A 25,613-nucleotide genomic window follows, 5' to 3' on the forward strand; every position below is an offset into this window, starting at 1 on the left:
CTTGTAAAGTACAATACCTATCACAAAGAAAACACCAAAGCGTGGAAACAAGATATTAGCAAGTTTGAGAATTGGTTGTATGACGAGAACGAAGATACCTGGACATGTGCGGCAGGCCAAAAACTTCTATTCCGCTATGAAAGCAGAAGTACCACCGAGAGCGGATACGAAATTGTTACTCGCAACTATCGCAGTATGTCTTGCGAGGGCTGTCCACTAAAGGAGAGGTGCACAAAGGCACAAGGAGATCGAGAAATAAAGGTTAGCAAGGAGTATTTACGGCTCAAGCAGCAAGCGAGGGAGCAGCTAAAGCGCGAAAATGGACATGCCTTGTCGGTTCGACGGATGCATGAACCAGAAAGTGTGTTTGGCCAAATAAAGAATAATCGGGGATTCCGCAGATTCCTGCTTCGAGGCTTGCCGAAAGTGAGTCTCGAGGTCGGGTGGCTTTCGCTTGCCCATAACTTGCTGAAGAAAGCAGCAAGAGCAAAAATAGCGCTGCAAGGGTAACCCTCAACAGCGCCATTTTTATAAAAATCACTCTTTAATTACTTATGCGAGCCGTCTTTACATTGAGCGATCACCTTTTGAGACGGCCCCTTTGGCGCTGCGCTCGTTTACTTTGTTCCCGATAACTTCAATAGGCCAAAGCCGGAAGTGTTCGTGTAGGACAGCCCTGTACGGTCATTCCAAATCGCCACGCTGTCACGATCCCCATCGCCGTCTTCATCGTTGTTCACTTGAACATCATAGCCAATTATGTCCCCGGCTGCCGGAGGCGTGCCGTTCCATTTAATGGAGGCTTCTACCAGATAACCATCAGCCGTGCGTTTTACCGCAGATACCAGATTTCCGCTTAAAGAGCCGGGATTCACGCTTTGCTCGTTGTCGAAGTTGATCCGGTACTGCCCATCATCCGCTTGATAGCTCGCAGTTGCAGCTTGGTTCTGATCGACGAATATTTCTACCGAGTCCTGCTCCCACGCATTAGGACTTTTCTTGGATAACAATGCATCCTTCACTTCCGCAAGTATATATAAATGCCCTTCATCCCAGAGCGTTCTAACTTTTGCCGTAGCCCCGTTTGCTCCCTGCACCCAGCGGTCTGTCGTAATGACGTTTGCCTTGCTCCAGAGGGAATCTATATCGCCGTCAACAATGGGCGAGCCCTTTGGAGCTTCGGTATATTGCGGACCTTCAATTAAGGTTAAAACGCCATATTTGGACGTATCGGCATCTTGCGACCCCGTTCTGTCGTTCCAGGAGGTTTTTGTTACTGTACTGCCCGCCTTATCGACAATGCGTACATCAAATCCTAGCTTGTTATTCAGCGATAGGCCATCAACCGGAATAGCCGCTTCAATCCGGTAACCGTCGGCTAGCTTAACGGCTTTGTAATCAGCAGGCTTACTCGGATTTGCTCCGCTCCGGCGGAACGTATATTTCTTGTCATCCGCTTCGTAAGAGGTTGTTTTACCGTTATTGCCGTCGATGAATACTTCTACCGCATCATTCCCGTTCGTGCTTGGATCCGTCACGTCAACCGTAAGATAAAGGTAGCGTGAATCCCACAGCGACTTGAACTTGGCGACATCCGTTCCTTCGCTCTTAACGGAGACGTAAGGCGACCTGTTCCAGGCATCCTCCAGCTTGCCGTCAATTTCCGCAACGGCATTTGCCGCCGATGTATTCTGAATGTCTACCGGAAGCCTGCTTGGATCTACCAGTGCCCAATAGGCATATTTCGCTTGAAGCCGTTCGTCGAACAGCAGCGGCCAGTTATTGCGGTCGACCGGGAAGGTGCGCAGCCACGTATTTAAATCGTCCTTGCCCCAGAAAATAACGGCGGTCAGCTGATCTGCATGCTTTCGGAATACATCGAAAATTTCCTTATATCGCTTCGCTTGTTTCACTTGAAGCTCCAATGGGAATGTCTCGTAAGCATCATTGTCATTGGTATAAACGCTCATATCCAGCTCTGTTATCTGTTGCTCAATATTCAAATCCGTAAACGCCTGTATCATGTCATCGAGCTCTTGAACCTGCGGATACTCAATGCCGATATGCGTCTGATGGCCAACGCCGTCAACGGGAATGCCTTTATCCTTCAGACGTTTGATTAAGTCATGCAAATCCTGCCGCTTGTCCGGCATATTCGTATTGTAGTCATTAATAAACAGCTTCGCATTTGGGTCCGCTTCATGCGCGTATTCGAATGCCTTCTCAATAAATTCTTCTCCCGCGATCTTATACCATAAGCTGTTGCGGAGACCGCCCGGCTTTTTATCGCCCGGCTCAAGCACTTCGTTCACAACGTCCCATGCGTAGATCTTGCCTTTGTAACGGCCGACGACAGCGTCGATATGGCGCTTCATCCTGGCAAACAGCAGCTCTTTGCTTGCCAGGTTTCCATTCTCATCGTAGAACACCCAGCTTGGTGTCTGAGAATGCCAGATCAGCGTGTGACCGCGCATGGCAATACCGTTCTCCACCGCAAAATCAACAATTTTGTCCGAGCGCGTGAAGTTGAACTGCCCCTCCTGCGGCTCCGTAGCATCCCACTTCAGCTCATTGCCGGCAGTTAAGCTGTTGAAATGCTTTTTAACCAATTGAGCATCCGGACTGTTTGGATCTTCGATTTCATTAACCAATACTGCCGTTCCCAGCTTGAAATCATCGGCAAATACATCCTTCAAGGATGGAATATCCTGCTGGATAACGATAGGTTCCGGTTCAGGAAGCTGTTCGATCGAAAAATCGTCTACATAAAAATCCAATGTCGGGTTAGAGGATGCTTCAAAGTAAACGGAGAGGCTTTGTATCGGCTGCTTCAATTGATATTGGCCGCTAAACTTTACCCAACCGTCTCCTGTAACATTCCCGGAGGTAACCCCTTCATAATTCGTAGTTCCGTCCGTCGTACGCTGAACCGTCATCGATACCGATGAGGCAGCTGTTCCTGCCGGAAGCTTGACCCACGCGGCAAGTGCATAGGTTTTCCCTTCCGTCATCATGGAGGTTACATCGAGCTGCGGGCCATTCCAGCCTTGCGATCTGCCCGTTACCTGAAGACCGTAGGACCCGGTGTGAGCGGCGACTCCCGAGGCAGACAGCACTTCATTGCCTCCGCGTCCATGCCAGCCTTGGACCGTGCCGTCTTCAAAATCCGTTGTCAATTTCACCGTACTTGCTGCCGCTTCCGCCTGCTTCGGCAGCATGCTCAAGGACAAGGAAGCCAGCGTCACAGCAATGGCAAGCACGCCTGAAAGAGAGCGTTTCAAACCTTGTTTCTTCATTAATACACCTCACCTTTCGCTTTTCTTGTATATTCCATTAACCGCCCTTACGAGCGGATCATGGCATCATTTCCTGCGGATAAAGGATGATGCGCCCTTCCTCCATCTCAACTCGCACCTTGTTGCTGTCCTTGAAGCCCTCGGCATCCAAATAGCCTGCGGGAATCTGGAGACGTCCTGCCTTATCGAGAACCGCATATTCGATATGGCTTTTCTGCTCGGCCTGCAAATGCTCGGCATCCAGCCGTGCCAGCTCATCGGCATACGATTCTCTGCGGATCATTTCCGCAGAGGTTTTGCCGTCCCGGATCTGCACGACCCGATCGACCTTGCGGGCCAGCAGCGGGTCATGCGTGACGATCACGACGGTAATGCCAAGCGTCTGATTGAGGTTCCGGAACAGATCCAGCACCTGCTCAGAGGTCTTTGTGTCGAGCGAGCCGGTTGGTTCGTCCGCGAGAAGCAGCCTAGGCTCATTGGCTAAGGCGATGGCAATCGCCACCCGCTGCTGCTCGCCCCCGGATAGCTCGCTGAGCTTGTTTTTCAAGCGATGGCCAAGTCCAACTGCTTCCAACAGCTCGATTGCACGGGCTCTGCGCCGCCTCCCCTTCAGGAGAATGGGCAGCTCTACGTTTTCAAGAGCCGTCAGATAAGGAATGAGGTTGCGGGCATTGTTCTGCCATACAAAACCAACTGTCTCTCGTTTATACTTCACAAGCTCCTTTTCGCCGAACGCCAGCAAATCCTTGCCGTCTACGAACAGCCTGCCTGCAGAGGGCTTATCCAGACCGCCCAGCATATTCAGCAGTGTCGACTTCCCGCTCCCGGAATTGCCGATGATTGCCATCAGCTCACCGTCTTCGACCTGCATATCCAATCCTTGCAAAGCAACCACCTCGAGATCGGCGGTTTTGTAGATTTTGACGAGCTCCTCGCATCTGATCATGGTTTATTCCTCCCCCAGCTTCAGCGCCTGAGCAATCCGCGTCCGGGACAGCCGGTAGCCAAGTATAAGCAGACCGATCGTGAGAGTAAGGCCTACGATACTGTAAAGCTGCAAATAATCGCTGAGCTTATAGACGATCTCGAATGGCGGAACCTGCTCGGCCGTCGCAAATGACATTTCGAACAGCGGGACGAACAGCTCGCTGGTCATATTGCCGATTAACACGCCGATAATAACGGCCGCGCCGGAGGTAAGAAGCTGCTCGCTGAGCAGCATGCCGATAATTTGCGGGAATGGAATCCCCATTGCCCGCAAAACCCCGTATTGCAGCGTTCGGCCGGATAAGGCGAGCACCCAGAACAACAGGAAGCCAAAAAAGCTGATCAGCATGGATATGACAAAGCCCAGCGTCATGACTCCATTGATGGCCAGGCGGAACGGATCATTCTTGGAAGTAATCAGCTCCTGCTTCGCGTCATGCAAACCGGTCACATTGATTTTCGCTGCGGTCAATTGATCATAGACGGACTGGCTGGAAACGCCGTCCTTCAGCTTCAGCCACACTTCATAAGGCTCAACAGCGAGCCGGTTCTGAATCGTGCTTAAATGGCCGACGATCAGATTTGGCTTCGTTGGTTTTTCTTCACCATCGGCAGCAGCAGGCAGCGGATTCCAGCCCGGCCAATAATCAATAATGCCGTAGACGGTGAACAAGGCCTCATCCAGTCCGTCCCAATAAATGTTTATCGGATCTCCTGGCTTTACCTTTGCCGCGTCAGCTAGCGACCGCGAGATGAGAACGGCCTTCGGATTGGTCGCCATAAGATTCAGATAGCTGTTGATTGGATAATCGAGAAGACCGTCCTTCATCCAGGCGGTTTGACCGAAATCCTTCGTATCGATACCAACCAGCGTGGCTGCGCCGTTAGTTTTTTTCGCGCTGCCTGCGCTGAATCTGGCCCCTTCTTTCCGGAACACCTTGGCTGATGCTTCAACACCGCTGAGCTCTTGGAAAGGCTGGAATGGCGGTTCCGTATATTGCACCCGCTTCTCGCCGGAATTGTCTCCCATCTGATTCTGAAGCTCGGCCCCCTGCAGGCTTGGCGGAGGAGCATCGCTTTCCCATCGCGTGGTCAAGGTCATATCTGCGCCAATGTTATATTGGATTTTGCTTTCCATGTTATCGTTGATGGTCCGGGCCGCATTGGCACTGAACAAACCGGTAGATACCGTCAAAATCAGAAATACTTTGATCGTCAAATACTGGCCTGAAGAACGGCTGATTTGTATAAGCGTGTTGTACAGCGCAGGCGGCCACCACTTGCGTCCGACCCAATAAACAAGCCGAATAAACCATGGATAAATCCTTAGCACCAGCAGTCCGGCTCCCAGCGCAAATAGTGCGGGCATTAAAAACAGCAGCGGATCCACCTGCAGGTCATCCGAATTCAGGGCCAGACGCTTCAAATCCTCCTGCCGGTTATTGAAATTGTAGAGCAGATACAAAGCCAGGCCGGCAAGCAAAATATCGATGCCTGTCTTGTGCCAGAATGAGATCCTGGTCAGCCTTGCCGCCTGCTGCTTATGGCTGACGATCGACACCCGGGTTGCGAGAAACGCCGGGATCAGGATAAGTACGATCGCTCCGCCTACAGCCGCGGCCGCAATCTTGTAAGCATTACTTGTCAAGCTGACCTCAAGAGCCGAGCGCTGCACAAATTCAAGAAATCCGCTCGCGGCCCCCAATACTTTCGTGAAGGTAACGCCAAGAAAAGGACCCACGGCGAGTGCGCTAATTCCCAGTACCAAGCTTTCCAGCGTATAAGCCGTCATAATCTGGAGCCGGCTGGCTCCTCGGCTTCGAAGAACGGATATTTCCGTTTTTTGCCTTTCAATGACGAGATTTGCCGCCATATACAGATAGAAACCAAGCATGAGCATGACCGGAGAATACAAAGACAGCATCATCACATCAAGTTTATCTTGCTTGCCTTGATAGGAGGCTATCGTCTCATTCGCGGGAATATTAATCTCTGCGGAACCAAGCCGTCCGCGGAAATAACTTCGAATCGCCCGATTGGCTTCGGTAAATGCCTCGATCTTATCAATGCTCATCTGCTTGTAGTCCAGTGCATAACGCCATTCCAGGTCGGATACTCTTACCTTGCCGTCCTTCGCAATAAATTCGCGCTCGAATTGCTGGAAGGGAATGATAAATCCGTCAGGCTCATCCGTCGCCAGAAAAGGCAAATACGGATCTGCTGCCGGATCGGTATCGATAATCCCCACCGGAATGACCCGGAACAAATGCTTATCCGCCGTCTCCGCCAGAAGTTCCTCCCCTAAATCGCGTTTAACGGAATTCAGAAACTTTTGCGTAACCACCGCTTCAAACAAGCCGTCCGTGCGGTCAACCGGCATTCGGCCGTCAATGAGACGTACTCTCTTTTCCATATCGGACAACGATTTGAAGCCTCCCGTTGTCTTTTGCGTCTTCTTCTCCTGCTCTGATGCGTCCGCTCCGTACACCTTCATCTTTTGGGTGAAACGCTGCTGATAAAAGGACAGCGCCTCCAGTCCCATCCGCTCGGGAATCGATTGAATGTACCGGTCCGCGCGTCCAATCGCCTGAGCCGTTTTCTGATCCATCTTGGTCGAAGAAACCGATGTGCTGACCCGCACGTAACCGGGATATACGGAATTCTTGCTTTGGACCAGCTGAAGCTCCTTCTGCAGAGTCCTCTCTAGAATGGCATTCGAATAAAGCGGCATTGAGCTGAAAAGAGCCACGCATACGGTCAGACCAAACCATAAATTCAGCTGAAGCCATTTGTTGTTTGCCATCTTGCGGAGAATCATTGTCCATAATGCCATGCGTACACCTCATTCTTGCGCCCTGTCATCAAGGCTTCGTTATACCGTCAATTGTTCAGAATGACCTGCTGTCCTTCCTCAAGCCCCTTAACGATCTCCACCTCGGTTGGGGTTGTTAGACCCACCTCGACATCCACTTCTTTTTTCCGCTCGCCGTCTGCAACCTGTACATAGGATCGGCCCATGTAAGACCGGATCGCCTTACGAGGCAGCACGATGGCATTTTCGCGTTTCTGAAGTTCAATGGTCATATCGGCGCTATGTCCGATTTGAATGCCTTCGGGCGCATGATCGATCCCCATAACAATGGTTACGGCATTGCCGTTCGGCTTTGCCTGATCCGTGCTGACCGGAGCGCTCGATGGAGACTGCAGCACTTTACCCGTATAGTCCTTTCCCTTGTACTTCAGGCTGACGGGCATTCCTGCCTCCACGCCTAGCACATCCTTGGCATCCGATGCCACATAAGTCAATTGCATGCTGGAGGGGTCGGCCACCGTAACGATGGTTTGATAGGCATTTACGCGGTCCCCGGTTTTAATGGAATCGACGTAGATCACCGTTCCTGAGATTGGGGAGTACAGCTGCGACTTGTTAAGCCTGCTTTGCATGGCCTGCAGCGATATTTGTTCCCGTTCAAGGTCGATTTCCTTCAGCCGCTTGTCTGTTCCGGACGCTCCATCCCTCACGGCTTCGCTATACAGAAGCTGCACCCGCTCTACGCTCAGTTTTTGCAGCCTTACCTGCAGCGCCAGATCCTCTGTCTCCAGCTCGGCCAGCAGGTCGCCGGCCTTCACCTCTTGTCCAAGCTTGACATTAACGGATTTCAGCTGTCCGCCCGATTCGGTAAATGACAGCGTCTTCACATTCGAGGAAACAAAGGTTGCCGTACCCTTCAGCGAGGTTTGAATACTGCCGCGAGTTGCCTCCACCAGATCAAGCTTTTCCTGAACCGGCTGAATAAGCGGTGGCTGCAGTACCGCTTCTTCGCGGGGAAGAAGAGAACAGCCCGACAGTGTTAATGCAATGATTGCAAAGACAGCAGCCCGCTTTGTTCCCCTGCTAGATAAGAGGCGCATGATTCGTTGTTTCGGATACAATTTTTCCATCCTCCAATGCAATAACATGATCGACGAGCTCCATAATACCCGGGTCATGCGTAGTAAGCAGAATCGTCATTCCGGAACGGTTAACCAGATCCCTGAACACCCGCATCACCTGCAGTCCCATTCGGCTGTCTAATTCCGCAGTCGGCTCGTCAGCGATCAGAAGCGCAGGTTCATGCGCAATGGCACGCGCAATGGCCACTCGCTGCTGCTCTCCACCGGACAATTCCATCGGACGATGCTTCATCCGCTCCCGCATGCCTACCCGTTCGAGAGCCCGTTCGGCTGCTTCCTTGTTCCCTTTCACCTGCGTTCCAGCTATCCGAAGCCCAAACTCCACATTCTCGTAAGCGGACATAAGCGGAATCAGCCCGAACGACTGAAAGACCAATCCGATCTCTTTGCGGCGCAAGGCATTCCTCTCTTTGGCCGATAAGCCGGTCATTTCTACCCCTTGAAAAAAAACCTGCCCTTCAGTGGGCTCATCAAGCGCGCTCAAAATATTAAGCAATGTTGTTTTTCCGGAGCCTGAACGCCCTTTCAACGCGACCATGGAACCGGCCGGAATATCAAGTTGGATATCTGACAGAGCCGTAACTCCGGCATTCCCTTTCCCGAATACCCGCTTTATGCCTGTTGCCTTAAGCAGTGTTTCTCCGATTGTTACTGCCTGTTCTGCCTGCTTGGCCAGCATGATTGTTCCCCCCTTTCCCTTTTAACGCCCCTATTTCTGCCTTCTTTAAAAAGTGTAGTGCTAACAGAAAGAGGCAACAACCTGTCGGCTTTTGGTATAACACCTGCCAAGGTATAGAAAGTATGAAGCCAAAAAAAGCACGTTCCCAATTGGAACGTGCTTTACTCTAAGCTTCCTTTTATTGTCCAATAATCTCTTTAACCACTTCTTTGGGACGCTGCTTCGTATCGAACAGAAGCGGCCAGTTTTTCCTTCCTCTAACCGGAAAGTGATCCAGCCAGGTATAATCATCCGCCGCTCCCCAGAAGGTTACGCCGGTCAGTACGTCCTTATATTCGCGGAACAGTTCGAAAAATTGCTTGTATCTTTCTTCCTGCAGCCGAATCATATCAGCCGTAGGGGCCGTAAGATCGGTTCGTCTATCGTCAAAAGCAAACATGGACACATCCATCTCGGTAATTTGCAGCTTTAAGCCAAGCGATGCATAACGCTCGATAGCTTCCCGGATCAGATCCAAAGACGGATCAAACAGATTCCAATGCGCCTGGAGACCGATGCCGTGAACAGGAGCGCCGTTTTCAAGCAGCGCTTTCACGAGGGAGTAAATCTTTTCTCTTTTGCCAGGGTTGCATTCATTGTAATCATTGTAAAACAGAAGAGCATCAGGGTCGGCTTCATGGGCAAAACGGAATGCCTGCTCGATGTAATCTTCTCCGATGCCATGCAGCCATTTGGAAGGACGCAAGCTTTCTTCGCCGGTATCCGTCACGGCTTCGTTTACGACATCCCAGCAGTAGATCGTATCCTTGTACCGATTCACAACCGTCTCAATGTGAGACTTCATCCGGGCAAGCAGCAGCTCGCGGCCGGCTATTCCTCCATGGCCGTCCTCAAACACCCAATCTGGCGTCTGATTATGCCAAACCAGCGTATGGCCTCTAAGCTTCATGCCATTCTCACGGGCGAAGCCCGCAATCTTATTTGCTCGCTCGAAGGTGTACAGATGTTCCTTAGGATGAAGGCTCTCAAACTTCATTTCATTCTCAGCGGTTATGCTGTTGTAGTGCTGATTCAACAGCTCGCTCTGGCTGACGATCGTGCGATGATTAACTGCCGCACCAATCAAAAAATCATTTTGAAATGCATCGGCTAACGATTGCTTATCCCGCTTATTAACTGTACTCTCCATGCTTAATCGCACCTCTTCTTCCTTTGAAATTTTACTACCCGAGCCTTGTTAAACCGTTCTGGTATAACGGAAGTAGTCAAAATCAACATAGCCTCCGGATTGCTTGGTTGCATAATTGAACAAGCCAATCCGGTAGCCCATGAAATGATCCAGCGTGTACTTCATCTGCAATGGGCGTCCGATCGCTTTCCACTCTGCCCCGTCCTCCGAATAATAAAAATAGGCCAGATCAATGCTGTCGCGGAAATCAAAATCAATTCTCACATAAATGCGGTTACCGTTATATTCAAGCTTTTCCACGGCTTCCATTCCGCCGTCGCCTCGGTTTATCCCCATTACGACATAACGCTCACCATTGTCCTCCGCTTGTATGCCTACTGTGCCATACCCGCTTTGCAGTGCGACAAGACCGGCATAATCACCATCTTTCATAGCGGACAAATCAAGCACCGTTGTTCCGCTGCACGCCGGCCCTTCCGTCCGCTGGGTCAGCGTGTTGCGAGCCAATACGACACGATCAACGATATCGCCGGTTTCCAATCGTAAATAACCCGGCCGGGCAGTGACCGACCAGCGCGAATTGTCCGGATTATGATTCCATTGCCAGTTCAATGCCAGCTTGTTCTCTTCATAATCAAACTCATCGCTAATCACGAGCGGCATAGACACCGACTCCGGTAAATTCGTCTTAAAGGTTACAGGCGCTTTGCCGCCGTCGCCAATCACCGGCCAGCCATCCTGCCAAGTCAAAGGCAGGATGCAAGGAATCCGTCCGACCGCATCATGATCCTGGAATAAGAAGGCATACCATTCACCGGCCGGTGTGTCGATGATTCCGCCTTGCGCAACTCCCTTGTTGTGGTAGCCGAGATCATCGTCCAAGATGACTTTATATTCATAAGGCCCAAGCAGCTCCTTGGAGCGATAGCACAGCTCCCTGCGTCGGCCATGTCCGGTTCTTGGCCAGTCGATGAAGAACAAATAGTAATAACCATTCATTTTATAAGCATGACAGCCTTCAATACGCAGTCCAATGCCATCCCGCTCCCCTTCAAGCAGCAGTTGACGAATTCCGTCAGGCTTAATGGAAGCTGCATCCGCTGTTAGTTCGGTAATATAAATATCTCCATTGCCGCTGAACACAAAGATGCGGTCTTCGTCGAAGAGGAGTGCCGGATCATGCAGCAGCCCCTTGATCACCGAGCGTTCCCATTTCCCATTCTCGATATCTTCGGTCCGGTAAATATAAAATTGCTGCATATCGTTACTGGAGAAGCAGACATAGAAGATTCCGTTATGATAGCGCAGGCTGGATGCCCAGGAGCCTTTTCCGTAAATACCTTTGCCGTCCGCTAGATTGTGGGCCGCATGATCTTCGATCCTGTCAAATACGTAATTGACAATCTCCCAATCCTTCAGATTGCGAGATTTCATAATCGGACAGCCAGGCATGGAGTGCATGCTGGTGCTGACCATGTAAAAAGTGTCTCCTACGCGAATCATATCAATATCCGGTACATCCGCCCAAATAATCGGGTTCGTTATAATAGTACTGCTCATTGGAAGTTCCCCTCTCTTTTTTGATTAATAGATTTAAAGGACATCTTCCAGCTGCCGCCTGCTATGGGCATCAAGGATTTGCCAATCGGCAATCTCGCAGCGTTTGCCATTCATATCCGTCAGAACGATCCGGTTGCCTCCCGGGAATTGAAGATGCTCGTGCAAATTTCTCATCGTCAGCCGAGTTGCGCCGAGATGGGTCTCGATTTCCCATATCCACAAATCCGACTTAAACTTCACGCTGGTTATATGTTGTACTTTAGGCAGAAAATATCGGAATTGAAGTTCCTTCTCCAGTTCAGCGGCGCATTCAGACGACAATTCCGCAATATTGCGGATAATGCCTAGCTCTTTCCCCTCAGTCGTTCTTACCGAAATATATTCGGAAGCAAACCGGAAAGGAAAGGTCCGGTAGATAACTAGTTCTTCGTACGGTTTACCGTCCACCACGCCTTGCAGAACGCCGCCCTTGCCGCGGCTGAAGTAGATCTCTTCCGGCTTAAACATCCGGATATCGTATAGGTCTGCCATCAGCCTTCTACCCCCTTAATCTGAGCCAGCTCTTTCTGCGCATCCACAAGCTTGCGGTAAAACCCTTTTTCCTTGCCCAGAAGCTCTTCATGGGTGCCGACCTCAACAATTTTGCCATGGTCCAATACGACCAGCCGGTCTGCATTGCGGAGTGTAGACAGCCGGTGGGCGATGGCGAATGTCGTCCGGCCTTGGATAAGCCGGGAGATCGCCTCCTGAATCTGCTGTTCTGTTTCCGTATCAACGGATGCTGTCGCTTCATCCAGAATCAGAATGCGTGGATCATGGATAATGGCTCTTGCAATTGCCACGCGCTGCTTCTCGCCGCCGGAAAGTTTATGCCCTCGTTCCCCTACGCGTGTGTCGTAGCCGTCCGGCAGACGGACAATAAACTCATGCGCATTTGCAATTTTGGCTGCCCGCATAATCTCCTCGGGCGAAGCATCCGGCTTCGAATATGCGATATTATCCGCTATGGAACCGTCGAACAGGAATGTCTCCTGAAGCACTACGCCGATCTGCTTCCGCAAATCGGATTGGCTGATTTCCCGGATAGAGATACCGTCGATATAAATATCTCCTTCATCCGTATCATAGAACCGACAGATCAGATTAATAAAGGTCGACTTGCCCGCTCCGGAATGTCCTACGAGGCCAATCATCTCGCCTTGCCTCACCCGGAGATTAATGTCTTTCAGTACAGGATGATGCTTCTCATAGCCATAGGTGACGTTATCGAATCGAACCAGACCTTGAATGGTCCCAAGAGCTGCTGGCTGATTAGCTTCCGGAACTTCCGACGGCGTATCCATTATTTCGAATACACGGTGGGCGGCAGCCATGGCATTGCTTGCCCAGTTAATCATTTGGCTGACCCATTGCAAAGGTCCAAACAACATGCCGAGATAAGCAACAAGAGCCATTAGAACCCCAAGCTGCATATTCTCATGAAGCACCTTGTTACCTCCGTTAAACCAGATGAGCAGCGTCCCTATTCCCGCAATAAAATTAAAAGCCGGGAACATGAACTGCCATAGTCCCTCCATCCGGATATTGTTCCGAACCACTTCGACATTGGCACTTGCATAACGGCTCATCTCCTCCCGTTCCCTGCCAAATGCTTTAACGACACGGATACCCTGCAACGAATCGCCAACCAGCGTATTCAAGCGGAAGATTGAGCGCCATTGCTGGTACCAGCGGCGCCCAATCTTCGGCCAGATCGTCATCGACACCGCGATCATGACCGGTACGGGCAACAGCGCAAATAGCGATAGCTTCCAGTCCAGGCTCAGCATAATAACGAATATCGCGACGATTCGCAAAGATTCCCCGCACACAAAGACGACCCCGTCTGTCATGAACTGCCGCATCGCTTCCGAATCGCTGTTCACGCGCCCGATAAACTGCGAGGTTTGCCGGCGGTCGAAGAACGAGATGGAAAGACGCATTAAAGAACCGTATATATCCTTGCGAAGATCCCCCATTAGCTTAGAGCCGACCCATACGCCGATGTATCCTCGCACAGTCTGCATGACGGACAGCATCAAGGTTGTAACGCCTAACCCTAGAATAAGAAACAATAATATAGAGCCCTTATTCTGGGCCTGAAGCACATCGTCGATAATGACTTTTGTCAAATAAGGCGGAACCAACTCAACCAATGTGGTCAATATAAGCATGCAGGCCGCTGCTGCCAAATGTCCTTTATAGGGCTTGGCGTAGCGCAGCATCCGGGCAGCGGCTTTACCGCTGTTCATGCACAGCTGGCAAACCTTCGTGCCTTCATGAAGCGGATTGCCGCAGGTTGGGCAATGCTTAGGAATATCTCGCTCCGATAATACCGGCAGTTCTTCTCTCTTCGCAAGCGCACTGATCAGCTTTGCCGCGAAGTTGAATACCGGCGTCATTGCTGCCGTATAACGCGCTATAACAACGGGACAATCAACGGTATCCGCGAGCAGCATGCCACCTCCTACCGCTGCGACAGCACGTGCTTCTTTCAATTCGCTTACTGCAAACTGAATAGCCGGCGAACCATCTTTCTGCCACACCCTGATGTCTTGGTCCGTCACTGCCAGCCATTGTTCTCCGAAGCGGCCGTCGAACAGCAGGTCGGTTTTCACGCTAAACAGCAATTCTCCTGTTATCTGATTCCGCAGCTGCTCAGGCAGTTGATCCATAATAGACATAGTCTCCTCCTGCTTAATTGGATATAGCCGTCACATCGTAACTGGCGCAACAAGGAAAGTTTAGCTCTACCCTTAAGCTCCAGCAACCTGCCGGATTTCGGCTCTATTACCCGTCAAGTTATAGATAACCGGCATTTCATATAGGGCCGCAAAGCTTAGCCTCATCGGAAACAACAATTGTCCATATAGAAGCAACGTCAAGCTATAGGCTGCCGCAGGCAACCTATGTTTAAATACTTACGAATCATTCAAATTTCAAATCCAGCCCTTGTCTGCGGGCACAAGAAAGGAATGTGTAACTTTTGGATAAGCCTCTTGGCATAACTCCCGCTATGGGATGGAATTCATGGAACACTTTTACCTGGGACATCAATGAGCAGTTAATCCGGGATGTTGCCGACCGATTCGAATCGGATGGATACAAAGCGGCAGGTTATGAATATATCGTCATTGATGATTGCTGGAGCCTGAAGCAGCGTGATCAGCAGGGGAATCTTGTTGCTGATCCAGCCAAATTTCCAAGCGGGATGAAAGCACTCGCCGATTATATCCACTCGAAAGGCTTGAAATTCGGGATGTATTCATGCGTTGGCACCCATACCTGCGCAGGCTTTCCCGGCAGCTTTGAGCATGAATTTCAAGATGCCCAATTATTCGCTGAGTGGGGCGTTGATTATTTGAAGTACGATTATTGCTTCAAACCCCGGCATATCTCGGGAGAGCTGCTGTACAAGCGAATGAGCCTTGCCCTTAAAAACAGCGGAAGGGACATTCTCTTCTCTGCCTGCAACTGGGGCGAAGATAATGTCTACCAGTGGATACGTGAGTCAGGTGCCCATATGTACCGGTCAACAGGCGATATTCAGGATCACTGGGATTCTATTAAAAATCTGGCCCTATCACAGCTGGACAAGGAATGTTATACCGGATCCTTCTGCCATAATGATCTGGATATGCTGATTGTCGGCATGTACGGGGGCAGCAATAACTCGTTTATCGGCAGTAAAATAGGCGGCTGCAGCGACAATGAATACAAGACTCATTTCTCATTATGGAGCTTAATGGGTTCACCGCTCATGATTGGCTGCGATATCCGTACAGCTAATCAGGCGACCAAAGATATTTTGCTCAACCCGGATCTGATCGCTATCAATCAGGATATCGAAAGCCGCGGAGCCTACCGGATTAAGCCGGAGCCCCAATGGTTCCATGCTGATGATGTCTTTATGCTGGTAAAAGTACTGGCGGACGGCGACGTGGCTATCGGCTTCTTCAATCTAAGCGATAATCAGCGGGAGCTGTCGCTGCAATTTTGGGATATTGGTCTTCCTTATGCTTCCGGCTTCTCCTTATCTCTGTATGATTGCTGGGAGCATAAGGAGCTTGGCGTGTTCAAAGAGAGGTTCGCTCCCGTAGTGCCGGCACATGACTGCCTGATTGTCCGTGCCAAGCTGGTTAAATAATGAGCAGCAAAACTTGCATGAACTGCCAGGCCTCTCTTCAGGCGGATGATAGAGCGATATACATGAAGCTTGTCTCCAGAACGGCTCAGCAATTCTTGTGTATCGATTGTCTCGGCGCAAAGCTGAACTGCGGACGTGAGCCCATTGAAAAGCTGATACGCTATTTCCGGGAATCCGGACACTGCGTCCTCTTCCGTTAATGCTTCTCGTCCCGACCATGCAGCGTCATATACTCAGAAGGTGTATATGACGTTGCTTTCTTAAATACCTTTGAGAAATACAGCTGGTCTTTGTATCCTACCGAGCAGGCGACCGACTTGATAGACAACCCGGACGACATCAGCAGCTCCCGGGCTCTTTCCATCCGGTATGCGGTCATATAGCCGGAAACAGACATTCCGGAAGCCTCCTTAAACAAACGAAACAGATAGCTCCGCTCCAGGCTGACAGCATTCACAATATCCGATACCGTCAAGGTTGTCCGCCAATAATTAATCATGATATATTCCTTCGCCAGCTGGACATAATCAATCGGTTGAGCTTCTCTTGGATAGAACTCCACATAATAAGAAAGAAGCAGACGTAATTGAGCTTCCGTTCTCATTTTTACAAAGCGCCTAGTATCAGCGCCTACGACCTGAGGGAAGTAGGGCTTTAAATCAGCCGGACATGCGGCAACTACAGGATTATCCGGCTCAAGCCCGGTCATCGCTATCAGCCTCTCCGCCTCATCTCCTTTAAACTCGATCCATACATATTCCCAAGGATCCTCGGGATCAGGGTAGTAGTAGATCTCCGTTTTCGGAAAAATCATGAAGCTGTCGCCTGTCGATAACGGATACTGCCGATTATTCGTCTCCAGCGTTCCCTTCCCGCTGATTATAAAATGCAGTGCATAAATATCACGTACGCCAGGTCCCCACTTATGCCTGTTGGCGGGCTTATAGCCGCTATAGGTACAAATTAACTGACTGCTGTTAAATGCATCCAACAACCTCATAAAATTTCCTTTCCAAAAAAAGACCGCGGCTTTGAGTCGCCGCGATCCTCTCCTATTATTGGCCGAACTGCCAGCTATGCAGCTTAAACAGCTTGCTGTCAGGCTGTCCCTTGAACACGAGGTATAAGTCATGCACGCCTTCTGCACCGCTTACCTCCGTTTGGTATTCCGCCGCTTGGTCACCCGTTGCCCGAACCGGCAAGGTTCCGATCAGCTTGCCATCGGCCGCATCCAGCCGCAGCTCAACGATTGCAGCTGCGGATGCTTCCGATACCGAAGCCGCAAAACTGGAAGCGCCATTGCTTCCGAAATCAACCTTGGATAACGCTATCCAATCGCCGCTGTCAATATCGGTTACGGTCAAGCTGCCATCCGGGGAAGCTTCCGTGGCAATTCCCGCATTCCATCCTATCGTTGCCGCTTCTACGGACTCATAAGGATTAAATAATTGAATTTGAGCTGCGCCTTCGTAATTCGCCGTAATCTCCTGAATCGACCGATCGGCATCCCGGAACTTAAGCTCATTCAGATGCGTGGAACGGTAACCCTTCGGAACTCCCATCGCTTTCGACAAGGTTTGAGCATGGTAAGCAATATACCAGGCATTCTTAAACTCGAAGATGACGTGATGATTGTTGCCGCCTACTCCGAAAAAATGTCCGGGATTTTTCAGAATCGTTCCCCGGTACGTCCACGGTCCCATCGGACTGTCGCTGGTCATATAAGCGATCTCTCCTGCAGGAGGGCTGCCCTCCGGACGGTCGCCGTTATAGAAGTTCGAGCAGTACGTAAAGTAATAAGTCCCGTTATATTTGTTAATGCCGGCATCCTCAAACATAAATGGGGCCGGGATAACCTGCGCTTCGCCTACTACGCTGATCATATCGTCTCCAAGCTGCATGACCCGTGCCGTATCCGGACTTTCGTCCTTGCCCTCCGGCACACCGCCGCCGAAGTAAATATACGCCTTGCCGTCATCGTCCACGAGCACGGCCGGATCGAATAACCAGGTAACCTTCTCAACGCCTGGAGTTGATCTTAAGATCAGCGCTTTTCCGATTGGATCCTTCCACGGGCCGATTGGGCTGTCGCCTTCCAGCACGCCAATTCCGCTCGCATTGTTCGCAAAATAAAGAAAAAACTTGTCTTGTCCATTAATGACCTTATGGGCAATAGCAGGGGCCCAAGATTGCGTGGCCCATTTGGCAGCGCCTTCAGAACCTGCAACGTTGATGATCCCGTGATCCGTCCAGTTCACCAGATCCGCAGAGGAAATAATGCCAATCTTGTTAATGTTGCCGTACGTATTATCCTTCACGCTTCCGTCCTCGCCGTATTCGAGCACGTCATTCGTCGTATAAAGATAGACGCGGCCATCAAACACGAGAGCGTAAGGATCCGCCCCGAATTTATGCGAAACAAGCGGATTTCCTTGCGGCGGCACTTTACCTACCGCGCTAGCCAGTTTTACCTGTAAATCTTCCATTGTTAATTCCTCCTGATTCGTTATCGAATGATGGGATGTGATCAATAGTATGAGAACGGCTGTAAGGCAGCCTAGTCCTACAACAATGTTCAAATTAAACCGTTTTTTCATGGTTAGCTCCTCAAGTATGGGTGAGAGCGTCCCGATATTCCTGTGGCGTCATGCCGGTAGCTTTCTTGAAAAATCTCGTAAAGGAATGTGCCGCTTCGTAGCCTACCTCAACAGCGACCTCGCGCACCTTGAGCTCATCCTCCTTAAGCAGCTCCTTGGCTCTCCTAACCCGGCAATTATCGATGTATTCGGATAAATTGACGCCGCATTCCAGCTTGAAAAATCGAGATAGGTAAGAAGGATTGAAATAATTGATCTCGGCCAGCCGGACAAGCGACAAATCCTCGTTTAAATGCTCATTGATATACTGACAAATTTTATCAATGACGGTGGCCGCATTTTCTTTATTTTCCGGACTTTTCACCTTAAATAGCTGATCCGTTACCTGCCTTAAGTATCGAACGGCTTCTTGCATGGAGGAATGCTCATCCAGACGCATCAGCTTGCAGTAATCGCTAAACTCGCCGCAAAGCCCCGCGCGGTTAATATGCGCATACAGAATAAGGGCAATCGAATAGTAGATTTCAATCTTTCTTTTAACAGAACTATTCTCGTGGAGCATCGCCAAGCTTAATTCCTCGAAGATTTCGTCGAATTTCTCGGGTTTGCCCGCATCCAGGAACGCTGCCAGCATTTCGGCTTTCGGGGCTACTAGACCTTCTTCTTTCCTGTGCAGCTCATGCGGCTCTTCAAGCTGTTCGCCACGGTCAGTCACAATAATTGTCATGCCTTCTCCGCCGATTCTCATGAGCTGCAGCTGGCGAAGCCGATCATATTGCCGGTTTATGGCTTCCCATCCGCAGGAGCTACCGCTTATCGTGAAAGCTATGGGCAAACGCAGGGATTGCAGGCAAGTCTCCTGAATTAATTCCAATGTACCTTCCAGGTAACGAACCAAATGGTTATAAAACTTCTCTTCCTCATGCTCGGAGGGCTGCAGCAGCCATAAGAGATCCCCTTGCTTGTCTACAATCCCGATTTGTCTCGTTTTCTCGGACAAATAAGAATTGCACACCATTCGCGCCTTTGTAAGAAGTCCGCTTCTTTCAATATAAGAGGCACCTTCCGGATACGATAAATGCCCCATGACAAGGAGTACGGGAGAAGCCGGATTCAGGCCAATGTTCATTTTATGAAACTCATCGGTCAGCCTGTCCTTGTCCAGACTATGCCCATGGCTTTCCTGGAGCAAATGCCGAATGTAATCCCCTTGTGCCATCTGCTCAAGCGTATAAAGCAGCTCGCGGGATTGCTCGAGCATTTGGCTCATCTGATTCTCGTGCTCGATCTCCTGCATCACTTCCTGAACGGTTGCCGTAACCTTGTCATAACCTTCTGTCTTCAGCAAATAACGAACCTTCGGCATCTGTATGGCTTTGTACGCGTAATCAAATTCACTAAAACCCGTCAGGAAGATGACCTTGCATCTTGGCCAAAAGGCTTGAATCTCCTCCGACAGCTCGAGACCGTTCATGCCCGGCATGCTGATATCGGTCAATACGATATCAATCCTCGTCCGCGACATCCAGTGCAAGGCCTCCTTCGCAGAGTAGGCCTTGCAGACATCCAGCTTCTCCGGCATAAGCCGATGGAACACCTCGTATAGCGAGTCTGTAATAATGTCTTCATCATCAACAATCAGCAATCTATACAATAACACCAGCCCCCTCAAGCTTGATTCTGATCTCTACTTTGAGGCCATTCAACTCGCTTTTGGACAGAAACAAGCCGCTGCCCTCTCCGTAAGTCAGAACTATGCGCCGGTGGATGTTAATCATGCCGGTCATTTCACCGGATTCCCCTTTGCTGTCCAATCTTGCTTGCAGGGCTTCAATCTGTTCGTCTGTGATCGGATGGTCGCCGTTATTTTCCACAATAATTCTCGCTTCTTCCTCATTCATGCCGAAGGAAACGCGGAGCAAGCCTTCATTGGTCATTTTCTCCAGGCTATGCTCGTAGGCATTCTCGATAATCGGCTGAATGATCAGCCTCGGCACCCGGATTCGCTCCATGCTCTCCGGCAGCTCATCGAACTCTACCTTAATTCTTCTGGAGAACCGGAGCTTCTGAATTTCGGTATACATGCCTGAATGCCGGCTTTCTTCAGCCAAGAGAACGTTATCCTCTCCGTTGCGGGTGATGAAGCGGTAATACTCGCCAAGCATGTTCGTGAAGAGCTGAACGCGCTCCAAATCCCCCGTTTTCGCCAATGAGTTTAGAATAAAAAAGCTATTGTACAAAAAATGCGGTTTAATTTGGGATTGAAGCTGCTTAAGCTCTGCTTTCTGCATCATCATCGTTTGTTTGAAATCTTGATCGATCAGCGTCTGCAGCTTCTTAATCATCTGGTTGAACCGGTTATACAAATAGCCGAATTCATCCTTCTTCTCATGGTCAATATAAATGTTGAGTGCACCTCCTTCCATCTTTCTGAAGCTCTGTACTAACAACAGCAATGGCTTATGAACAAACTTATACGTCGATAAGGCATAAATAACAATGGCACAGCAGGATGTCAGGGCGAAGATCCATGCCCAGTTGTTGAATCCTTTCAATGGCTTCTTCACTACCGATTCGGGCAAATAGGTAATGACGGACAATCCCAGCGGTTCGGAATAAGCCTTATCGAGATGATATTTTTTGTCGCCGATTTGCGTGATCAACGTATTTTTTTCGGCATGAAGAGCACCAATCACAGAGCTCTGCAAATCATCCGAGGTATCTCCGTTACTTGCCAATGTATATCCCATTTTATTGGAGATAAGGAATGAGCCGCTCTCTGGATAAACACTGATCTGCTGCAGCGATTCTCGGAGCTTATCCATATTGAGTTCAATCTGGACGATAAATACTGGATCCCCTTCCTTGCCTCCGTATTTAGCAGCGCTGAGGTGAAGGGAATGATCATAGAGGATGAGACGTGCTTCCTTCTTATCCACTACATTGTGAAAATAATTGAAGCTGAGCTGATTGAAATCATCAACTCCATTGTTGGAGGAAATCGTCTTCTGAATAGTCCGCACATGAACGTAAATATCTTTTATATAAACGCTGCTATTCTTAATAGAAGTAAACCGGTGAAGCAAATAATCGATGCTGGCTTTCTTGTCGGCGTTATCCATCAAATTCCAGGTAACCGCCAGTTTGTTCAAATCATTATCCTGCAAAATATCATACTGTTGAATTTCCAGCCATTCGATTTGATGATCCAAATCTTCCAGGTAATAAGAAAGCTGGGCAGTCGTATTTTTCGATATCTCATTACTGGCATTTGCATAACTCCAGTTGTACAGGTACACCCCCAGTAAAATAATTGGCAGGATAACGACTAAATTCGTAATAATAAGCCTGACAAATAAGGCATTTCGCCATGACTTAGCGGGCAGTCTTATCAAGTGAATACCTCCGTTGTTCATACCACTGATTAACCTCGGCTGTTATTTTGTCGCCGCCCAGCTTGTACCAGTCCTGTACGAATTGGTCGAAGTCATCAATAGGTCTGCCCAAAATAATGTTGATGTAGGTTTGATCCTGCAGATCGCTAAGGATCTGCTGCAGGTCAATCATGGTATCCGTAGGAGCGCCTACAAAACTCTCGTACAGCAGTTGATTGTTTTTCTCATACTGATCAATGATGGAAAACGCACCTGTTGGACCATACGTCTTAAACCAGCCCCAGCCTGATTCGCCGGCGTCTCCCGATAGATACTGATCCATTCTCTTCTTGATATAGATGGCTTCGTCTTTCAGATTCGCCTGATTACCGCTCTTGCGGGCTTCTTCAATCTGCCTGTAAGCCTCCAGGTTTTTTCTTGTAGGAGACGGGGTAACCGGAGACAACTGCCATACCGCGTAAGTCGTGTTGTAATACTTCTCGTATTCTGCGGTCTGCCCCCAGTTCTTCTCCAGATGCAGATTAAAGAGCTTCACGATAGCTTCCGGATGCTCATAGCCTTTTCTGATTGCGAAAAAGGTGTTCGTATTGAATTTAAGGGGCACCTTTGGGGCATCGCCCGTTGCAGAAACAATGGGATAAGCCTGCCAATCCGAGTCCGGATCATTGTTCCGGCTCGTTTGCACCAGAAAAGAGGCCCACTGCTCCCCGTAGATCATTCCTATTTTCCCGGAAGTTATAAGCTTGCCCGCCTTATCCCCGTCTTTTAAAGCGAATTCAGGATCAAGCTGGCCCTGGTTGTACATATCCTGAATCACCTTCAAAGCCGTTTTTACCTCCGGCTGAATACCTCCGTACACCAGCTTTCCTTGCTGATTCTTGATCCAAATATTCGGGAATGCGTCATAACCGGCCATAAGGTCAACAAGTCCCATAACCGGGTCACCCAAATATTTCGTTGCTGCAATCCCGAAGGTATCGTCCTTGCCGTTATTATCTGGATCTCTTTCTGTAAACGCTTTCGAAATCGCCAGTAAGTCATCCATCGTTTTCGGCGGCGACAGCCCCAGCCTCTTCAGCCAATCCGTTCTGATCCATAATACATCCGCGTCTTCAATCGAAGAGCTTGTCTGTGGAATACCCATCAGCTTGCCATCGATCGTTGCCGTTTCAAACGGGCCGTCTCCTTCTTCGCTAAGTACTTTCTTCGTAAGCGCGGAAGCATATTGTTCATATACATCCGTCAAATCCTCGATCAAGCCGGCGTTACTCAGTTCCCTAAGCTGCTGGGCACTTACCTGAACAACATCCGGAATATGTCCCGATGCAATCGATGCGCCAAGCTTCTGACGATATAGATCCCCTTTCGCCGTCCAATCATATTTGATCTTGATTCCCAGAGTTTCCTCGGTCAGTCTTGTCCACCGGTTATCTTCCAGCGTTTCTCCCGGCAAGTTGCTTATTAAGCCTTCTAATCCTTCACCGACTTCTCTTACAAAGGACAGCTCGATAGGCGGAGCATAACGACTGAGCGAACGATCTGCATTCGATGCCGGTACTGGCGTATTCGAATTCTCCTGCTCTTCAGGCGGCTTGGCGTTGTTTTCATTCTTGCATGCAGATAAGGCTGATAGAAGCATCAGCGCAGCAAGCATAAGCTTTATCTTGTTTATCCTTGGCCTTGGTATCCGCAACAGGATTTCCCCTTTTCACTCGGGCGCAGCGCGACGAGCTGTATGTAATTCATTATCTGGGCAGACACCCGATAATACAATACACATCTCTTTATGTCGTTACCCGTTGTTTACTTTTTAGCATAATCCAATGTACAGGAAAGCACGAGTATCGGCAAGGCCGATTGCTCCATTATCAAACAGGCTAACCCCCATAATTAGACAGGTGTTCAACGCTCGCATCCGAATAGTACACTCATTTCTGCAAGCGCATACAATCACAGTCCCATGCAATCAAATTTCAAAGGAGTTGGGTATTAATGAAAAAGAGCAATTCAAGCTGGATTCTGAAGCTGTTCACCCTAGTGGCGCTTATGCTAACGCCATTCTTGGTGAACAGTCATCCGGCGAAAGCGTGGTCGGGAATGACCATGTCCAAGCTTCATGTGAGCGGCAATCAGCTGGTGAACAGCAGCGGCCAGCCCGTGCTGCTGAGCGGTTGGCATCAACCTTCCGGTTCGTATTGGACGTACCAGGACAGCAAATATTATCTGGATCAATACGGCGGGAACAGACATGCGGCAGTTCTGGCGTATCTGAAGGACATTACGGATACTTTCACCAATACATCAAGTAAATACGGCAACAACCACGGCTGGTATATGAACCAGGTTCGCTTGTTTATCGATCGCGAGGACATGGGCGATGTCGCAGCCGGCACATACAATTTCGCGGGACTGCAATCCGTAACCCAGGACGTTATCATTCCATACATCAACTATGCCAAGACCAAAGGGGTATACGTCACGCTTGGCCTTGACTTCACTATTCTTAATAACCAGGCGACAACGCAAGCCAATCTCGATAAATTTAATCAAATCTGGGGTTATTTGTCCTCTCAAACGGCTATCAAGAGTGCGGATAACGTCATGTTCGAGCTTATTAATGAGCCCGTTCAAGCCTTCGCCAACGGCTCCTGGGGAGGCAATCCTGCACAAAGCGACTTTGTTGCCTACTGGAATTCACTCAAGACCTTCCAAAACTCCATCATTTCCACGATCCGGAATAACGGTGCAGACAATGTGATCTGGGCGGCAGGGCTTGGCTGGGATCAATACTACCAGCTGTGCGCTTCCTATCCGCTGACGGATCCGCTCAACAATTACGGGTATGCCGTTCATTGGTATCCGGGTTACGGCGCCCATGACGATTATGCCGCTCTTCAGCAGATCTGGGATGATACGATCAAGCCATGCGCCAACAATTACCCAATCAATATTACCGAAACGACATGGTTCAAGACGTTATCCGGCGACTCTTCTTATTGGGACCTGTTCAACGGCTCCAATGAGGGCTTTGGCAAAAATACGAAAGCTATCTTTACAGCGGCAGGCAATGTCAGCGTAGCCGTTCACATGAACGGTTTCTTGCTCGAGCCCGGCACCAGAAGCTCCTTCGCCGATCCGACGGCCGGCTTGAAGTACGACGGCAATACCGCAAGGGACGGAATGGCCAGGTTTATTTTCGAATGGTATTATGAGCGGGCGCAGCTGCATCCATGGAACGGAATCTGGAATGGCATCCAGTCGGGATCGACCTACAAAATTATAAACCGGGCCTCGGGAAAAGCGCTTGAGGTACCGGGAGGCCAGAATACGAATGCCTTGCAGCTTCAGCAATATACGGATAATGGCGCTACCGCCCAACAATGGGTCATTACGGATCAAGGTACCTATAACAATTACTATAAACTTCGAAGCGTCAGCTCTTCCGACAACAAAGTCATGGATGTACGCAACGGGACAACGAACAACGGGGAAGCCATTCAGCTCATGTCCGATTACAATAATACCGCTCAGCAGTTCCGGCTGATTAAGCTGAGCAACGGATATTGGAGCATCATTAACGTAAATAGCAACAAAGCAGTTGAGGTTGCCAATTCCTCGACAAACAACTCCGCTTTGATCCAACAGAATTTGTATCGGGGCAACCTGAATCAGCAGTGGCAACTGGTGAAAATCAACTAACAAAACAAATGGGGCAGTCCTTTTCCAAGGTGACTGCCCCATTCATTCTTACGACGTTTTATCGAAAGAGC

17 protein-coding genes are annotated in these 25,613 nt (G+C 49.6%); 3 read left to right on the forward strand and 14 right to left on the reverse strand.

All coding sequences use genetic code 11. The features are described 5' to 3' along the window. Positions 1–510 (forward strand): transposase (locus CFI03_RS22945; protein WP_248760125.1); only part of this gene is annotated, 510 nt, incomplete at its 5' end. 107 nt (positions 511–617) lie between these two features. Here the strand turns inward: CFI03_RS22945 and CFI03_RS22950 are convergent. From CFI03_RS22950 to CFI03_RS22990, 9 genes are all read right to left on the reverse strand, one after another. Next, positions 618–3,296 carry an endo-1,4-beta-xylanase gene (locus CFI03_RS22950; protein WP_248760127.1) on the reverse strand — a complete coding sequence of 893 codons (2,679 nt, stop codon included), beginning with the start codon at positions 3,294–3,296 and terminating at the stop codon, positions 618–620. Between the two features lie 58 nt (positions 3,297–3,354). Then, on the reverse strand, positions 3,355–4,242 hold the full coding sequence (locus CFI03_RS22955) for an ABC transporter ATP-binding protein (protein WP_127490662.1): 888 nt from the start codon (positions 4,240–4,242) through the stop codon (positions 3,355–3,357). Between the two features lie 3 nt (positions 4,243–4,245). Next, the gene (locus CFI03_RS22960; RefSeq protein WP_248760129.1) at positions 4,246–7,116 is read right to left on the reverse strand and encodes an ABC transporter permease; all 2,871 of its coding nucleotides are present in this window, start codon (positions 7,114–7,116) and stop codon (positions 4,246–4,248) included. 47 nt (positions 7,117–7,163) lie between these two features. Next, positions 7,164–8,216 carry an efflux RND transporter periplasmic adaptor subunit gene (locus CFI03_RS22965; RefSeq protein ID WP_248760131.1) on the reverse strand — a complete coding sequence of 351 codons (1,053 nt, stop codon included), beginning with the start codon at positions 8,214–8,216 and terminating at the stop codon, positions 7,164–7,166. Then, the gene (locus CFI03_RS22970; protein WP_248760133.1) at positions 8,179–8,916 is read right to left on the reverse strand and encodes an ABC transporter ATP-binding protein; all 738 of its coding nucleotides are present in this window, start codon (positions 8,914–8,916) and stop codon (positions 8,179–8,181) included. The genes CFI03_RS22965 and CFI03_RS22970 overlap by 38 nt, the downstream gene beginning before the upstream one ends. Positions 8,917–9,094: 178 nt before the next feature. After that, entirely contained in the window at positions 9,095–10,105 is a 1,011-nt protein-coding gene (locus CFI03_RS22975; RefSeq protein WP_248760135.1) for an endo-1,4-beta-xylanase, read from the reverse strand. A gap of 48 nt (positions 10,106–10,153) precedes the next feature. Next, a complete protein-coding gene (locus CFI03_RS22980) occupies positions 10,154–11,665 on the reverse strand; it encodes a glycoside hydrolase family 43 protein (RefSeq protein WP_248760137.1) in 1,512 nt (503 codons plus the stop codon). 33 nt (positions 11,666–11,698) lie between these two features. Further along, positions 11,699–12,196, reverse strand: coding sequence for a DUF1854 domain-containing protein (locus tag CFI03_RS22985; protein WP_248760139.1), 498 nt, complete (start codon positions 12,194–12,196; stop codon positions 11,699–11,701). After that, positions 12,196–14,379, reverse strand: a complete 2,184-nt coding sequence (locus CFI03_RS22990; RefSeq protein ID WP_248760142.1) for an ABC transporter ATP-binding protein — start codon at positions 14,377–14,379, stop codon at positions 12,196–12,198. The genes CFI03_RS22985 and CFI03_RS22990 overlap by 1 nt, the downstream gene beginning before the upstream one ends. A 311-nt stretch (positions 14,380–14,690) precedes the next feature. Here CFI03_RS22990 and CFI03_RS22995 point away from each other — a divergent pair, with 311 nt between their 5' ends. Continuing rightward, positions 14,691–15,851 carry a glycoside hydrolase family 27 protein gene (locus CFI03_RS22995; RefSeq protein WP_248760144.1) on the forward strand — a complete coding sequence of 387 codons (1,161 nt, stop codon included), beginning with the start codon at positions 14,691–14,693 and terminating at the stop codon, positions 15,849–15,851. A gap of 196 nt (positions 15,852–16,047) precedes the next feature. Here the strand turns inward: CFI03_RS22995 and CFI03_RS23000 are convergent, their stop codons facing one another. From CFI03_RS23000 to CFI03_RS23020, 5 genes are all read right to left on the reverse strand, one after another. Then, positions 16,048–16,851, reverse strand: coding sequence for an AraC family transcriptional regulator (locus CFI03_RS23000; RefSeq protein WP_248760146.1), 804 nt, complete (start codon positions 16,849–16,851; stop codon positions 16,048–16,050). Positions 16,852–16,906: 55 nt separating this feature from the next. Further along, positions 16,907–18,337, reverse strand: coding sequence for a glycoside hydrolase family 43 protein (locus CFI03_RS23005; protein WP_248760148.1), 1,431 nt, complete (start codon positions 18,335–18,337; stop codon positions 16,907–16,909). Between the two features lie 121 nt (positions 18,338–18,458). Next, positions 18,459–20,102 carry a response regulator transcription factor gene (locus CFI03_RS23010; protein WP_248760150.1) on the reverse strand — a complete coding sequence of 548 codons (1,644 nt, stop codon included), beginning with the start codon at positions 20,100–20,102 and terminating at the stop codon, positions 18,459–18,461. Then, a complete protein-coding gene (locus CFI03_RS23015) occupies positions 20,095–21,843 on the reverse strand; it encodes a sensor histidine kinase (protein ID WP_248760152.1) in 1,749 nt (582 codons plus the stop codon). The genes CFI03_RS23010 and CFI03_RS23015 overlap by 8 nt, the downstream gene beginning before the upstream one ends. Beyond that, positions 21,824–23,497 carry an extracellular solute-binding protein gene (locus CFI03_RS23020; RefSeq protein ID WP_248760231.1) on the reverse strand — a complete coding sequence of 558 codons (1,674 nt, stop codon included), beginning with the start codon at positions 23,495–23,497 and terminating at the stop codon, positions 21,824–21,826. The genes CFI03_RS23015 and CFI03_RS23020 overlap by 20 nt, the downstream gene beginning before the upstream one ends. Before the next feature lie 338 nt (positions 23,498–23,835). Here CFI03_RS23020 and CFI03_RS23025 point away from each other — a divergent pair, with 338 nt between their 5' ends. Further along, a complete protein-coding gene (locus tag CFI03_RS23025) occupies positions 23,836–25,542 on the forward strand; it encodes an RICIN domain-containing protein (protein ID WP_248760154.1) in 1,707 nt (568 codons plus the stop codon). Positions 25,543–25,613 lie beyond the last annotated feature (71 nt).

This window comes from Paenibacillus sp. ATY16, from assembly GCF_003399985.2.
Classification (GTDB): domain Bacteria; phylum Bacillota; class Bacilli; order Paenibacillales; family Paenibacillaceae; genus Pristimantibacillus; species Pristimantibacillus glycanilyticus.

Excerpts from the sequence above, each read along its gene's own strand:
- CFI03_RS22950 (WP_248760127.1), bottom strand. The coding sequence starts at position 3,296 with ATGAAGAAACAAGGTTTGAAACGCTCTCTTTCAGGCGTGCTTGCCATT.
- CFI03_RS22955 (WP_127490662.1), bottom strand. The coding sequence starts at position 4,242 with ATGATCAGATGCGAGGAGCTCGTCAAAATCTACAAAACCGCCGATCTC.
- CFI03_RS22960 (WP_248760129.1), bottom strand. The coding sequence starts at position 7,116 with ATGGCATTATGGACAATGATTCTCCGCAAGATGGCAAACAACAAATGG.
- CFI03_RS22970 (WP_248760133.1), bottom strand. The coding sequence starts at position 8,916 with ATGCTGGCCAAGCAGGCAGAACAGGCAGTAACAATCGGAGAAACACTG.
- CFI03_RS22975 (WP_248760135.1), bottom strand. The coding sequence starts at position 10,105 with ATGGAGAGTACAGTTAATAAGCGGGATAAGCAATCGTTAGCCGATGCA.
- CFI03_RS22980 (WP_248760137.1), bottom strand. The coding sequence starts at position 11,665 with ATGAGCAGTACTATTATAACGAACCCGATTATTTGGGCGGATGTACCG.
- CFI03_RS22985 (WP_248760139.1), bottom strand. The coding sequence starts at position 12,196 with ATGGCAGACCTATACGATATCCGGATGTTTAAGCCGGAAGAGATCTAC.
- CFI03_RS22990 (WP_248760142.1), bottom strand. The coding sequence starts at position 14,379 with ATGGATCAACTGCCTGAGCAGCTGCGGAATCAGATAACAGGAGAATTG.
- CFI03_RS23000 (WP_248760146.1), bottom strand. The coding sequence starts at position 16,851 with ATGAGGTTGTTGGATGCATTTAACAGCAGTCAGTTAATTTGTACCTAT.
- CFI03_RS23005 (WP_248760148.1), bottom strand. The coding sequence starts at position 18,337 with ATGGAAGATTTACAGGTAAAACTGGCTAGCGCGGTAGGTAAAGTGCCG.
- CFI03_RS23020 (WP_248760231.1), bottom strand. The coding sequence starts at position 23,497 with ATGCTTGCTGCGCTGATGCTTCTATCAGCCTTATCTGCATGCAAGAAT.
- CFI03_RS23025 (WP_248760154.1), top strand. The coding sequence starts at position 23,836 with ATGAAAAAGAGCAATTCAAGCTGGATTCTGAAGCTGTTCACCCTAGTG.